This is a genomic window from Leisingera sp. ABM4_103, from assembly GCF_056158685.1.
Window position 1 is genome coordinate 188237 of the sequence record NZ_JBSWTU010000007.1, and the last position, 13169, is coordinate 201405.

The 13169-nt window shown below is 55.0% G+C and carries 14 protein-coding genes; 8 read left to right on the forward strand and 6 right to left on the reverse strand.

Translation table 11 applies throughout. The features are described 5' to 3' along the window. Nucleotides 1-27: 27 nt before the first annotated feature. Together ACXAED_RS23215 and ACXAED_RS23220 are read right to left on the reverse strand one after the other, a co-directional pair. Entirely contained in the window at nt 28-630 is a 603-nt protein-coding gene (locus tag ACXAED_RS23215; RefSeq protein WP_475053995.1) for a PIN domain-containing protein, read from the reverse strand. Continuing rightward, complete coding sequence (locus ACXAED_RS23220) at nt 522-1595, reverse strand: helix-turn-helix domain-containing protein (RefSeq protein ID WP_475053996.1); 1074 nt, start codon at nt 1593-1595, stop codon at nt 522-524. The genes ACXAED_RS23215 and ACXAED_RS23220 overlap by 109 nt, the downstream gene beginning before the upstream one ends. Before the next feature lie 168 nt (nt 1596-1763). On the opposite strand from ACXAED_RS23220, the gene ACXAED_RS23225 reads away from it, so the two are divergent. The 6 genes from ACXAED_RS23225 to ACXAED_RS23250 are packed head-to-tail and all read left to right on the forward strand — an operon-like array spanning nt 1764 to nt 7017. Next, complete coding sequence (locus ACXAED_RS23225; protein WP_475053999.1) at nt 1764-2711, forward strand: CBASS oligonucleotide cyclase; 948 nt, start codon at nt 1764-1766, stop codon at nt 2709-2711. Next, nucleotides 2711-3211 (forward strand): HORMA-1 domain-containing protein, encoded by a 501-nt coding sequence (locus tag ACXAED_RS23230; RefSeq protein WP_475054000.1) that lies wholly within the window; start codon nt 2711-2713, stop codon nt 3209-3211. The genes ACXAED_RS23225 and ACXAED_RS23230 overlap by 1 nt, the downstream gene beginning before the upstream one ends. After that, nucleotides 3208-4104, forward strand: coding sequence for an AAA family ATPase (locus ACXAED_RS23235; RefSeq protein ID WP_475054002.1), 897 nt, complete (start codon nt 3208-3210; stop codon nt 4102-4104). The genes ACXAED_RS23230 and ACXAED_RS23235 overlap by 4 nt, the downstream gene beginning before the upstream one ends. Then, nucleotides 4104-5270 carry a hypothetical protein gene (locus tag ACXAED_RS23240; RefSeq protein ID WP_475054004.1) on the forward strand — a complete coding sequence of 389 codons (1167 nt, stop codon included), beginning with the start codon at nt 4104-4106 and terminating at the stop codon, nt 5268-5270. The genes ACXAED_RS23235 and ACXAED_RS23240 overlap by 1 nt, the downstream gene beginning before the upstream one ends. Further along, entirely contained in the window at nt 5267-5812 is a 546-nt protein-coding gene (locus ACXAED_RS23245; RefSeq protein ID WP_475054005.1) for a 3'-5' exonuclease, read from the forward strand. The genes ACXAED_RS23240 and ACXAED_RS23245 overlap by 4 nt, the downstream gene beginning before the upstream one ends. Nucleotides 5813-5868: 56 nt before the next feature. Beyond that, nucleotides 5869-7017, forward strand: coding sequence for a hypothetical protein (locus ACXAED_RS23250; protein WP_475054006.1), 1149 nt, complete (start codon nt 5869-5871; stop codon nt 7015-7017). Between the two features lie 461 nt (nt 7018-7478). Here the strand turns inward: ACXAED_RS23250 and ACXAED_RS23255 are convergent, their stop codons facing one another. The 4 genes from ACXAED_RS23255 to ACXAED_RS23270 form a co-directional block, all read right to left on the reverse strand. Next, on the reverse strand, nt 7479-8672 hold the full coding sequence (locus tag ACXAED_RS23255) for an IS91 family transposase (RefSeq protein WP_475054009.1): 1194 nt from the start codon (nt 8670-8672) through the stop codon (nt 7479-7481). Nucleotides 8673-8684: 12 nt separating this feature from the next. Further along, nucleotides 8685-9572, reverse strand: a complete 888-nt coding sequence (locus tag ACXAED_RS23260; RefSeq protein ID WP_475054011.1) for a tyrosine-type recombinase/integrase — start codon at nt 9570-9572, stop codon at nt 8685-8687. A 179-nt stretch (nt 9573-9751) separates the two neighbouring features. Continuing rightward, nucleotides 9752-10474 carry a hypothetical protein gene (locus ACXAED_RS23265; RefSeq protein ID WP_475054013.1) on the reverse strand — a complete coding sequence of 241 codons (723 nt, stop codon included), beginning with the start codon at nt 10472-10474 and terminating at the stop codon, nt 9752-9754. A gap of 261 nt (nt 10475-10735) precedes the next feature. Next, entirely contained in the window at nt 10736-11059 is a 324-nt protein-coding gene (locus ACXAED_RS23270; RefSeq protein WP_475054014.1) for an H-NS histone family protein, read from the reverse strand. A 905-nt stretch (nt 11060-11964) separates the two neighbouring features. Here ACXAED_RS23270 and ACXAED_RS23275 point away from each other — a divergent pair. Next, a complete protein-coding gene (locus ACXAED_RS23275) occupies nt 11965-12327 on the forward strand; it encodes a DUF2958 domain-containing protein (protein WP_475054015.1) in 363 nt (120 codons plus the stop codon). A 189-nt stretch (nt 12328-12516) separates the two neighbouring features. After that, the gene (locus tag ACXAED_RS23280; RefSeq protein ID WP_475054018.1) at nt 12517-13032 is read left to right on the forward strand and encodes a hypothetical protein; all 516 of its coding nucleotides are present in this window, start codon (nt 12517-12519) and stop codon (nt 13030-13032) included. Nucleotides 13033-13169: the final 137 nt, after the last annotated feature.

Genomic DNA, 13169 nt, shown 5'->3' on the forward strand with positions numbered 1-13169 from the left:
TTTTGACTGTTTCTTGGGGAAAGCTATTCATGCTAGCAGCCTCGCCAAGATGCGCCGGACCTCGACGGCTGGCAACCGGCATCGCGGGTGCGAATGTATCGTGCTCAACGCCCGATGCAGACCTGCAGCGTCCAGCACACTTTCGCGGTCTAGTTCGTCAATAACCCACAAGACCCCATGCATCTTCACACCGTGTTGTTCTGCAAGCCTTCGAAGCGCGAGGTCGCCTGTGAGCAGAGTCCATCTCCGTGACTCCGCAATGGAAAAGGCAAACGTATCCGGTGTCGACAGAACTTTCACTGCCCTTCGCACCGAGGTTGCTCGAGCAAGCTCCTCAGAAGACAGTTCCACGACGCCTAACCCAAGCTCGCGAAGTCGATCACCGAGGTCGCCAGCTAGTTCGCGCTTGAACAGAAGGTCAGGCACGCAGAAGTCATAAGGAAGCCGGAACAGGTATTCCAGCAAGTTTCCACGATCTAAGTCAATGAGGACTGAAGTGTCTGAGACAAGAACTGGCAATGTTAGTTGGCCGGATTGTCGAGCCGTGCATCCAACTCCCGGACGGATATCCCGAGCAATTCCGCCGCCCTTGGTTCGCCGATGAGGTTTTCGGCAAGAGCTCTGTAGCAAAGACGCTCGAACCGTTTCGGTTCCTCCCAAGTTGAGGGTATCGCACGCGGTTCAGCGTAGGGCGGTTTTCGCCATCCCCGTTGATTGAATAGTTTGAAAAGCTTGACGAATGCGCTCTGATTGAGAATTCCCAAGTCCTTACATCGATACGCAATGGCCTGAATGCTCACCCCGAACCGAACCTTTAGAGCAACCAATTCTCCAAGCGATACCGAGGAGCGATTCGAACCCATTTCTGCTCTCAACGTATCGGCTGGTATAAGGAATGCGCCAGCAAACCTGTGTGCTGCTTTCTCTACATCCTGTTCACTCAGATTGGCTGATGGCTCCATCACCATATGACCAAGCTCATGCGCCAGTGTGAACCGCTTGCGCTCAGACCAGGCATCACACTTCACAACCACCACCCGTGCGGCCATGTGATCCTTACGCCGAACCTTTGCTGCGAGCCCGTCGATGTTCTCCAGTGCCAGCGACAGCACCTTTATGCCGCGCTCTTCGAGAAGTTCAGCCAGCTGGGGAATTGGGTCGTTGCCTAATCCCCAGTCTTCGCGAACAGACCGTGCAGCATCCTCCGCATCTCTGATATCCAAGACAGGGTGAGGCGCACTTCGTGGCTTCTCCCAGTCAACGCTTTTCAATTGAAGCATGTCTTCTATCGCAAGATACCGCTCCAATAGATGGATGGAGTTGGCTTCGATGGCCGCTTCTTCACGGGCCGATGTGTTTGGCTTTTTGCGAAATTCCACGCCCTCAAGAGCCAAATCATCGTCGCTGAGCAGATATTCCTCAGAGACACGCAACGCATCAGACAAGGCAAGCAGTACGCTTGAACGAGGCATATCTTCGTCACGCTCGTACTTCCCGATTGCCTGAGCCGTTACCAAGCCATCTATCTCGGCTGCCAAATCACGTAGCGAAAACCCTGCCGCCGCACGAGCAATCTTAAGCCTGTGACCGATCATGTTGTTCCCTCCAGAGGTTTTAGTTTACAGCAATCTGCAAAAATCAAAAGATGTAAACTGGGACGCTTGATTTCCTCGGATTTTTAAGTAACTAGTGTGTTAAAGCGTGTTTGGGAGGAAAAATTGTAAACCGGCTTGGCGGCGGCCAAGTCAGCGAGGAGGCTGTTGATGCCGCTTACGAACACACAACTGAAATACTACGACAGCAATGTCCTCAGACTGCCAGACGACAAGCGCACAGAGTACCACAAGCAGGTCGATCGCTTGATCTCAGAGCTGAGCAAAAGCATTCGCGAGAAAACTGAAATCAAGATCAAGAAAGTGGTTAAGGCGGGTTCCTTCGCAAAGTTCACAATTTTACGGAAAACAGCATCAGATCCTGTTGACGTAGATGTAGTCTTCTACATCGATGCCGGTTCGGTGGACGGAGAGACGCTCCAAACCCTGAACGACAAGATCTATGAACTGCTGATTGATGTCTACCCAACCAAGTCTGTTGAGGACTTCGAGATTCAGCGAAAGGCTGCAAAAGTTTCATTCCTTGGTACCGGACTGGATGTGGATATCGTCCCCGTCATCGCCGATGACAATCGCGATGGCTACGGTTGGCAATACGATCTACAAGATGGTTCTAAAACAGAAACCTGTGCGCCTTGCCAGATCAAGTTCGTCAGAGACCGCAAGGACAAGGATAGTGATTTTCGTACTTTGGTGCGGATGGCCAAGCGTTGGAGAAACTACGCTGAGCTTACGCATCTCAAGTCTTTCCATATCGAGCTTATCTTGGCCTTTATTCTTGATCAGGAAGGCTTTGAGGGCTCGATAGAGCAACGCTTTCGCAAGTTCCTGCTCTACATTGCCCAGTCTGAGCTGAAGGATACTATTTCTTTTCCGGAAAACACTTTGCCTCTGGCCAGCTTCAGCGACCCCGTCGTGATCATCGATCCCGTTTGCAGCACCAACAACACCGTTTCAAGAATTAGCGAAGCAGAACGGCAGGAAATTGTTAAGGCTGCAGACGACGCTTGGGAAACCGCAAATTTCGCCTCGGCCGAGGATGACACTGAAATCTGGAAAGAAATCTTTGGGCCACGGTTCAAAGTGGAGGACGCATAGTGACTACAACATCGACCTACTCGGCTTCCGAGACCTACACTACGACAGATATTGCAACAGTGATACGTCGCTTTACGGCCGACATTGTGATGATCGCTCAAAGCTCTGGCGCGATAACCGAGAAGAAAGCGCGGGAGTATGCTCACGATGTCGAAGAGTTGGCCAAGAATGGGTATTTGAAAAAGGTCGACCTGACATTGTTCACGGGGGGTAGCGAAGTCCGCGCAACCCAGTACACGGTCAATAGTTCGTCTGGAGATCTCACGATGAACAGACCTGGCGGTGTCAGGTGGCCGCAAGTCAGTGATCCATATCTGCGGATCATCCTGAGTTACACGAGCGACTATGGTTCTTCCGAAAAAGAGTCGATGAAGAAGAAACTGAAGATAAATTGGACGCCCACGAACGAAGATACCAGTCATTCATCGCTTAAGAGCAGCGGAAGCAGGGACTACGCCAAGAACGGTTGGGGCATGCAGCGAAAGGATTTTGCGGCATGAGTAACGCGAGCATTTTTGATAGCGAGACAATTCTGCCAGACGCTCTACTTGATGAACGAGCTGGCACACTGCTTGGATTTGAGCCGCGATATCAGCGGGTCAAAAACCAACTTCGTTTGCTCTTGCATATGGATCAGATCGAAGTATGGAACCGGAAATACCATGGCGGGAAACTGGTTCTTGGCAGTCTTGTGGCTGATCAGTACCCGCTCGTCATCTTTCACGGAGACGTGGGAACTGGTAAGACGGCAATGGCAGAATGCATAGCCAACAAGCTTGTCGCTGAGTCGCGAACGGAAGACTCGATCCTGTTCAAAATGAGTAATCGCGTCCGCGGAGGCGGCAAGGTCGGCGAAATGGGCACGTTGATGATTGAGGCGTTTGAGAGAGTGACGCAGTCAGCGGGAAAAAACCGTCGCGCAATTTTGATCATTGATGAAGGAGATTCTCTCGCCGCGGCACGGTCACAGGCGCATAGCCATCACGAGGACAAGGTTGCGGTCAACACGCTGATTCAGTCGATCGACGAACTCCGCAAACTTGGTGGCAGGGTTGTAACGATCTTGTGCACCAATCGCTTGAGCACTCTAGATCCAGCGTTGGTTAGGCGAGCGGCCATCATCGAGGAATTTCTTCGGCCAAGCGAGGCAGAGCGTATCGAATTGCTTTCGATGGACCTGGCCGCGCTACAACTTCGTCCAGAAGAGTTGAAGCGCCTCGCTTCAATGACAGGCGCCAGGGACGGGCAACCCTCATGGACATACTCTGACATCCGAACGCGCCTATATCCATCGGCGCTTTCCCTCGCATTTCCTGAGCGCGCCATGACTCTTGACGACCTGTTTGAAACCGCTAACTCAATGCGTCCCTCACCTGTTCTCGAGGATGTATAATGGCCAAGTCACCATTGTTTGGACGCAGAATTCACATCAGCGGAAGCATTTCAGCGGATTTGACTATCGCTTCAACAGACGAGGTTGATGCGTCAAGGCAGCTTATCGTGAATCTGGTCGAGAAGTTGGTGAGAGCAGGTGCTACATTTGTAATCCCCGTTGATGCAGAAAAGAAACGGGATCAAGATGATCGCCCCTTTTGTTTTGACTGGCTGGTTTGGCAGACGATCAAAGACCATATTGCGAAACGTCCCACCGGAGCTCCGAACCCGCTTGCGATCGCCGTTCAGCATCACAAGTCTGAAGATCAGATTCCGCCGGAAATGCACCAACTTTGGGATGAGTTGCGTGGGACCGATCTCGTTGAGATTGAGAATGCTTCGCATTGGAACATGAACGGCAAGCGAATGGAACTGCAGGCAAAGTGGGGCGACATTCTTGTCGCCATTGGCGGCGCTGAAGGTGTCACTTACCTAGCCAATCTTTATCACGATGCGGGAAAGCACGTGATCCCTTTGAAGGCTGCTCTCACTCCGTCCGGCCAAGGGGCCAGAAAGTTGTTCGACATAGGGCTATCCAGCAATCGAGCCGGTCAATTGCTCCGAACGGAAACAAGGACGCCGCATCACTGGATCAATCAAATCAACTTCTCAAACCGCACATCTGTGGATGAACGAGCTTCAACGCTCATTGACCTTCTGGAGGATCTTGAACCGCCCAAAGCGTTTGCAGTGCGCCTGCTCAATCCGGAGCACCCTGAATTCGCTGCTGTTGATGATTTCTTCGAGACGATCGTTCGACCCATTGTCGAAGATGAGATGGGGTACCGGTTTACTGTCGTCGATGGCCAGCAGGCGTTTGAGCATGCCCGTATTGATCAGGAGATATTTGCCAAGCTGCATCGAAGCAGCTTGGTGATTGCAGATATCACCGGCACCAGGCCGAACTGCTTCCTTGAACTTGGTTATGCACTCGGGCGGAGCCTGCCTACAATGGTGACTTCACGGGAGGGTGACAGCGGGCGCCCCTTCGACATCACGACGCTCGGCGGACTGTCGTGGAAAACTGAAGGGACACTAAAGGACAAAAAACAGGCCTTTCGTGACCACTATAACGCGATCCGGAATCGTCCCCCACTTGTCCCCACGGAGCCGCTTATCTCGTGACCAACCAAAAAGAATGTTTCGTGTCCGTTGACGTTGAAACGGCTGGACCAATTCCGGGCGAGTATAGTCTCTTGTCGATTGGAGCCTGTGATATATTCAATCCCGAAAATGGGTTCGAGTGCGAGTTAAGACCACTCAATACGAACTGTATACCAGAGGCGATGGCTGTGACCGGCATGTCGCTGGAAAGCCTGTCAAAGACTGGGCTTGAACCACCAGATGCAATGTCTCGTTTCGCCGATTGGATATCGCACCTGAATGGCGATCCTGTTTTTGTTGGTCTGAACGCTCCGTTCGACTGGTCGTTCATCAACTATTATTTTCACAGATATGTTGGCGAGAATCCGTTTGGCTTCACGGCACTTGATATTAAGGCTTTCTATTACGGGAAATTTGGTGGGAGTTGGGACGCAACGAAGTCCAGCGCAATGGCATCTCGTTTGAAACCGACTCTCTCCGGGGATCATACCGCCTTGGCCGACGCGAGATATCAGGCAGAGCTATTCCGACTGATTAGAGAGTACAAACAAAAGGATGAGTGACGATGTCAAACAACCCGCCCGTGTGGACTGACCTGCTGACAAAAAAATAGCTTGGTATGAGCATGGAAGAACAGAAGGAAGAAAAACCCAAAGGTCGATTTTCCTGGCTGTCGGCGGCTGGCGCCTTTTTGATTGCGGCTTTGGCCGTTATCGCTACTGCATTGGGCAACATCGATAAAATAACTAACTATTTGTTTCCCAAGCATCCACCCAAACTTGAAGTAAGGTTTGCCGGCGAAGCGGCCGCAGAGACTACGCTACAGATTTTTCCTCGATGGAGTGACTTTGGATACAGCGGATTTTCAGAAGCACTACAGCTTCCTTTAGTCATTAGAAACATAGGTGAACTGCCAGCCGATAACGTTAGGGTTAACCTAGTTTTTGGCCCGAGCCTATCGATTACCAACAATAGCGGTGAGGTTGCCGCCCCAGTCCATGTTTCAGCCCTCTTGGATGTAACAGGTTACGAGCAAGTTCGATCCTTAGAAATCGATCGCATTTCCGCTTCCCAATCATATGACTGGCTCGACCAGAATTTGGAACTTGAATTTCGTTTACGAGAGCGCGTTGGAGTGCCAATGCTGGAAGACAACGTGCCGGTAATCAAGCCACTCTGGATCGACTTCACAAGCTCTAAGCTGGGTGAGCTTGGAAAGTTTCCAATTGAATTCACGGTCACTGCTGACGGGATCCCGGACGAAACTGGTGTTCTATTAGTGGAAATCGACACGGAAGTGTTATCGGCAGTTCAATCTATCGATGCCGAGTCAACAGTTTCCTTTGATCTTGAGAATAGTAAGTCTGCTCCAGCACTAGATGAAACTAATACAAGTCTCTCTAGGTCTATCCAGTTCTTCGCCGGTACGGCTGATGAGTTCATCACTGCACTCCGTTCTGGCGGGGCCGCATTATCAGTCGAATTGGTCGAATACGAGTTGACTGAGTTTGTGTCCGACGACGACCAATGGTTTGAGTTTTTCGATGAATATGGTCTGCGCTACATTTTTGTGGACAGGGATAAGGACCTTACGCTGGATGAGTTCTACTCTGATCTCGGGATAGCCGATGTTGAAGGTGATACTGATTGGCATCTTATAACCCCGAGCTCCCGAACTCCTTATGTGCCCCTCAATAGAATTCTGAACTTCTCGGAAGACGCTGGTATCCTTACCCAATCAGGTGACATCCTGTTCGGCAATAAGTAAGGCGCCGTGGGCTGAACACGAACGGGCTTCAGTCCTTGGAGCTTTTAAATTTCGCGTTTGCGGCGAATATCAGCAATGGGGTTTGCAGCTGCAGCACTCGACGTTTCTGTCCAAAGTCTGCATAGGTGAAGGATTTTCGATGCGGGCCGTAGTGCAACGTTTTCTTGTGGTGCTTCGTCGGCCCGCGTTGGAAATCCTCCCAAGGTGGAAGCCGCGGTGGTCAGGCGCTGTCTATGGGGAAAGTGGGCTGAGTTTTCCAGCGACGGCGGGGCGTGGCCGACGGCTCGAAGGATTTCGCCGGCCTCCAAAGGCGTCTTGATCTGCCAAAGTGATGATGTTCGGTCTCGGGTGGCGCATTTCATCGGCTGCTCGCGGTCGAGGCACCGCGTAAGGCAAGGCTGAGCCAGTCCGGAACGGGCGTGAGAACCGGAGTGGTGTTTGTTGCAGTGACGGGCGTTTCGTCATGCGGCCTGCTCCCGTGGTGGGGCGCGCGACATCGGTTTCTGGCCGCGGCGGAAGATCTCGACGATGCGCATTGGGCCACCGCAGCATGGGCACGGCTCGCGCAGGGTGAGCGGGGCCGGCTCGGCTGGTTCATGTGCTTCCAGTTCGGTCGGCTCCTGACCGAGCAGGTCGCGGATACGGGTGATGGTGGCCTTGCGTGTCGCGCCAGCCAGCAGGCCGTAGTGCCGGATGCGGTGGAAGCCGTCGGGGAGGACGTGCATCAGGAAGCGGCGGATGAACTCCGTCGTGGCCAGGCGCATGACCTTCTGTCTGTCGCCGGACTTTATGCGGTAGTCCTTCCAGCGGAACGCGACGGTCTCGGCGTCGGCGCTGATCAGGCGATGGTTCGAGATCGCGACGCGGTGGGTATATCGGCTCAGGTAGGCCAACACCGCCTCGGGGCCGCCAAAGGGCGGTTTGGCGTAGACGACCCATTCGGATTTGCGGAATGGCTTGAGCCAGGCGGCAAAGGCATCCGCATGTACCAGCCGTTCGAGATCGCCGTAGAAGGCCAGTTCCCCGGCGCGATGCAGGGCGAGCAGCCCGTCGAGGAACAAGCGCCGGAAGAGGCGCGACAACACCCGCACGTGCAGGAAGAACCCCGGTTTGCAGGCGACCCACCGGGTGCCGTCCGAAGAGAGCCCTCCGCCCGGCACGATCATGTGGATGTGAGGGTGATGCGTCAGCGCCGACCCCCAGGTGTGCAGCACACTGGTCATCCCGATCCGTGCCCCGAGCCGCTTGGGATCGGCCGCGATGGTCATCACCGTTTCCGCGGACGCCCTGAACAGCAGGCCATAGATCGCCCTTTTGTTCCAGAAGGCGATCTGCGCGATCTCGGCTGGCAGGGTGAAGACCACGTGGAAATACTCCACGGGCAGAAGGTCCTCGGCGCGGGTGGCCATCCAGTCCCGCGCCGCCGGCCCCTGACACTTCGGGCAGTGTCGGTTCTTGCAGGAATTGTAGGCGATGTGGTGGTGGCCACACTTGGCGCATCCCGCCACATGCCCGCCGAGCGCCTCTGTTCGGCAGGCTTCTATCGCTGACATCACCTTGAGCTGGGTCAGGCTGACATGCCCGGCATTCGCCTGCCGCCACGCAGGGGCATGGGCACGAAAGATGTCGGCGATCTCCAGCTTTGGCCGGGGCACCCCGGCGCCTGGTTACTCCAGACTTCGCTTCACCGTCTGATCCTGCAGCTTGGCCAGCATCTCGTAGGGGCTGACCGTGTCGCGGATCGTCTTTGTGGCGACATGGGTGTATTGCGCTGTCGTCGTGAGCTTGGCATGGCCGAGAAGGACCTGGATCACCCGCACATCCGTATTGGCCTCCAGCAGATGGGTCGCAAAGCTGTGCCTGAGCGTGTGCAGCGTCGCCGGTTTGCTGATCCCGGCCATGTGCTTGGCCGAGGTGAACGCTCGGTTCAACTGCCGAGGCGAGATCGGATTGATCTTCGGCTTGCCCGGGAACAGCCAGCCCTCGGGCCGAGCCTCATGCCACCAAGCACGCAGCAAGTTTAATAAGCCGGGGGACAGCATCACCTTGCGGTCCTTCCGTCCCTTGCCCTGCTCGACATGGATCAGCATCCGGTCGCTGTCAATGTCGCCGATCTTGAGATTGCAGACCTCGGCGGCCCGGAGCCCCGCACCGTAAGAGATGCTGAGCGCCGCGCGATACTTCAGGCCGGGCCCGGGTGCCGCCATCAGGATGTCGGACACCTCCTCGACGCTGAACACCACGGGCAACTTCCGCGGCTGCGTGCGGAACTGCATGTAGCGCTTCATGTCCTCGCGCCCGCAGGTCATCCCGAAGAAGAACCGCAGCGCCACGATCCGCACGTTGAACGTGCTGGCCGTGACCCCGGCGTCGGTCATGTGCAGCTGGTAGGCGCGCAACTCCTCCGGGGTGGCGGTATCCGGCGAATGCCCAAGGAACCGGGCGAAATCCTTGATGGCACGGATGTGGGACTTCTGCGCCTTCTCGCCCATCCCCCGGATGCGCATGTCTTCGATCATCCGCGCCCGCAGCGGTGAAATCCTCTCGTCGGTCATGGGAACCTCCTGTCTGTCGATTGAGAGGCCTCAATCGTCAGGCAGCTGCCCACATTCCCAAATGCACAGGATGGCGATCAGTCCGGAACGCCTGCCACGGGCGCCATTGCCGCGTGAGCGGCTTCGTCCTAGGGCCGATCTTGCGTAAGCGCCCCGTTTGATAGCACTGAAAAACACCTTCATTGAATCGGCATCGGTCGCAGTATGTCGTCGGTGTCAAGGCTAAGCACGCTGCGCCAGAGCCTGGTCTTGAACACGTGACATGCTTTCGTGCCGGGGCCGTCTTCGCGGATCTCGTTCAGTAATCCCGACCATCCGAGCGGCCGTAGCACACAAGAAGAGAACGCGGCCATTTCTCGCCAGCCCGCGGTGTGCCAGTCTTGTGACTCACCGTAGAAGGTTTTGAACAGGGCAGCCTCGGTAGTGCCATGATCGGCCTCCACGTTTATCACGTTTAACCAGACGTCCCATTTTCCAAAAGGGCGGTCGTGGAAGCGTGCATATGAAGCGTGATCGACCTGGAGCACAAAGTATGGAATCAGTTCGGCAAACAAGCGGCCAGGGGCTTGAGCGAGATCTGTTCCACGCTTGGTCAGTCGAAACTCACCCTTGAAGTGACGCCCCAGGCGCAGGGAAATAAGAAGGAAATGAAGAATCTCGAGCGGTGGAAAATCATATTCATTGATCACCTTGTTGTAGCGAAGCATCTCCTCTGCATTCTTCCCGGGCCAGTCGAAATGCTCGACGGCCCAATGGACGAAGGCGCGCTTGAACGCCTTCGTTTTGGTCAGACCGATTGATCCGTGTTCCTGCGTATATTGCAGGGTCAGCAGAGCGCCCTGAAGCAAGGGAGAATGCGCAAGGTCGGGATGGTTATCGGGAATAGTGCGGAATTTGATCATGCCGGGATGCTGCCATAGACCGCGCTGTTATTCCATTATGTCCACACGGGGTGGTCACACCACCCTTTAGGCATCACACCTGCAGCGAATGCCGGAGTGACGGGCTGCGCCGCAGCAAGTCGGCTTATCACTGAAAGGTAACTCAGGGCTGGTTTCCCTTGCGTGGCCAATATGTTGCGCGGTGGCTGAACGCCGCCACCGCACGTTCCTTTTCAGGAACTTTATGGTATTGATGGGCGGCGCACCCAAGGATAAGGATCTTCAGATCTCAAGGTCCTCAATAGACTTGCCAGCTTTCAACGCTTCGTGAACCCAAGCCGGTTTACGCCCGCGGCCAGTCCATGTCTGGGATGCGTCATTTGGATTGGCGTATTTGGCGGGTGCCTTTGTGCCGGACTTTCGGCCCTTGGCGCCATGAAGTGCAATCACATCTTCGAAGGACACACCGTGTTTGTCTGCGATGGCCAGCATTTCGGAATAGGCGTTTTGCTTGGCCTCTTTCTCCACCTCCACTTTGCGGGATTCAATTTCTTTAGCGAGCGCATCCAGTTCAGCTGCATTCAGGCCGTTTATATCTATTGTCATGTTTCACCTGTGTTCTTTATTGCACCCGGTCAAAGCAGATATCGCGTTCAGAGGCAAGTGCTTGGATGTAGCCGGGCATAAATGAAAAGAGCCATAACCGTTGTGAACAGCTATTTATTTCGGCCTGGTAGGCTTCAGTCGCGGAAAAGTGTTAACCGAGATCAGGGGAATCTTCGATTATCGTTACCTGCATCTTAGCATAATTATTGCGTCGTGCGGTGGTGAATTTTGATTTGGTATCACTAGCAGAGAAACCGGGTATGCTTCATGAAAACTGGTTCGGCTGCCAAGAGGAAAACCGGCTTGCGATGTGCAATCTGGAGCTGGAACCAAGTCTGCGGACGCCCGGGACCTGACTTCATGGCCGACCGGTAGAGCACTTATTGGCGTGACATTCTGTGAGCAAGAGGTTTGGCGGTGTCCTGATGGCAGGGTAATTGCAGGACCGTCGTATTTCCGTAATGTGCGCGCGGCATCTGGAACCTGTACTCCAGCCTCGTCTGTGTCCAGAAGATCCGGGATGTCCGGTGCAGGCGTGGGGAAATCCGCGCTTTGAGGGCTGAATGACTGTCGGGGTAGCGGTTCTTTCCCCGAACTGCCAATGCCCAATCCAAAGGTGGCCGAACCACCGAAAAAAGAGCGGTGCGCATTGCCATGCGCAAATACTCTGACAAGAGGCATTGAGGGGGCTTTGCCCCCACGCGCCCGCAACCGGAAACCGACGGGACCGTGTCCTCGGCTGCGCCTGCGGGCCGCACCACTCCCATCGGTTTCCAATTGCAGTTGCTACCCCCCACGCTTCGCCAGCGGGTCAGGTTTTAGAGACGGCGCCCTTGCAGGGCTCTGCTCAAAACCAGAGCCAAAGGGGACCTCCCGATGGCCATCACACAAAGGAGACGTTGGGTATGAACCTGTTTACAAAAGACCAATTTGAGAAACTGCTGCAGAATGGGGCAATTGCTGCACGGGAGAGGACAGGAGAGATTGCTGAGGACATGTCGCGGCAGCCAGTGGTCAAGCTATTCACGCCCTGGGGCGCCGCAACGTGGTTAATCAGCGAGATTGATCCTGAAGACAGGAATCTCGCCTTCGGCCTGTGTGATCTGGGTATGGGCTGCCCGGAACTGGGCAGTATTTACATTCCGGAACTGGTGGCAGTCCGCGGTCCCTTTGGCTTGAGGATCGAACGCGACCTATACTGGACACCGTCAAAACCGCTTGTGGACTGCGCACGGGAGGCACGTCTTCACGGTGCCATCCAGGCGTAGACCGAACCTTGGCTTGCATGGGGTAAGGGCCCGTCCTTACCGTGCTGCCAATACCCTATGAACTTTGGGGCGTGCCGACTGGTTTAGGCCAGTCGGCACGCCCGCAGCAATGAATTTAAGAAATACTGGCGGCGCCAGGAGGACCCGAATTGGTCCGGTGCGCGCACATTCTGTTGAGGATTAAGCCCAATGTCTGAACTTGTGAATTCTCTGCGCCAAACCTGGCGCTCTGCTCAGCTGTATATTGGTTTCCACCGGGACCAGAAAGGCGCGCGGCGCGCAGCCCCGAAAGTGTGGTCGCCGAAGAATGCCAGTGCGAGTATTCACAACGATCCAAGCGAGCAGGAAGCCTTTGTGGTGGTCAGAAGCGCGGAAGGAGACACGGACCAGGACGTGCAAATCAAGCTGCGCCAAGACAAGATTGTCCTGCGCCGCGATTTCCCGGATGCCTGGAACGGGGTTCTTGTGACGGAAGAGTCAGTAACAGTCGCGGTGGCGGGCATTTCGATCCGGATCAGCCATGATGGATCTATCACCCGCGAAAGCAGCAGCGAGACCACCTGGGTGGAGGCCGACGGATCTGTGCTGAAGAAAACAGAGTTCGCGGAAGCCAGCATCTCTGCCGACGGAGTGGATCTGGCACGCCGCACTTCCGATAGCATCGCAGCTGTTGGCAAAGATGGTATCATCGCCAAAACGCGGTAGGGCGGGGAGTATCCCCGCAGCTTTGATATCTGCTCCAAAATGAGGGCAACTGGAAACAGCAGTTCCCGGCGCCAGAGCCTCAACCGGGAGGATCGCAGGCGGCTGCAGTCCCGGCCGGATTTGTTAACCGGAAGCCT

What these genes read in the sequence shown, in the direction of transcription:
- ACXAED_RS23220 (WP_475053996.1), bottom strand. Translation starts at nt 1,595, where the DNA reads ATGATCGGTCACAGGCTTAAGATTGCTCGTGCGGCGGCAGGGTTTTCG.
- ACXAED_RS23225 (WP_475053999.1), top strand. Translation starts at nt 1,764, where the DNA reads ATGCCGCTTACGAACACACAACTGAAATACTACGACAGCAATGTCCTC.
- ACXAED_RS23235 (WP_475054002.1), top strand. Translation starts at nt 3,208, where the DNA reads ATGAGTAACGCGAGCATTTTTGATAGCGAGACAATTCTGCCAGACGCT.
- ACXAED_RS23240 (WP_475054004.1), top strand. Translation starts at nt 4,104, where the DNA reads ATGGCCAAGTCACCATTGTTTGGACGCAGAATTCACATCAGCGGAAGC.
- ACXAED_RS23250 (WP_475054006.1), top strand. Translation starts at nt 5,869, where the DNA reads ATGAGCATGGAAGAACAGAAGGAAGAAAAACCCAAAGGTCGATTTTCC.
- ACXAED_RS23260 (WP_475054011.1), bottom strand. Translation starts at nt 9,572, where the DNA reads ATGACCGACGAGAGGATTTCACCGCTGCGGGCGCGGATGATCGAAGAC.
- ACXAED_RS23265 (WP_475054013.1), bottom strand. Translation starts at nt 10,474, where the DNA reads ATGATCAAATTCCGCACTATTCCCGATAACCATCCCGACCTTGCGCAT.
- ACXAED_RS23270 (WP_475054014.1), bottom strand. Translation starts at nt 11,059, where the DNA reads ATGACAATAGATATAAACGGCCTGAATGCAGCTGAACTGGATGCGCTC.
- ACXAED_RS23275 (WP_475054015.1), top strand. Translation starts at nt 11,965, where the DNA reads ATGAACCTGTTTACAAAAGACCAATTTGAGAAACTGCTGCAGAATGGG.
- ACXAED_RS23280 (WP_475054018.1), top strand. Translation starts at nt 12,517, where the DNA reads ATGTCTGAACTTGTGAATTCTCTGCGCCAAACCTGGCGCTCTGCTCAG.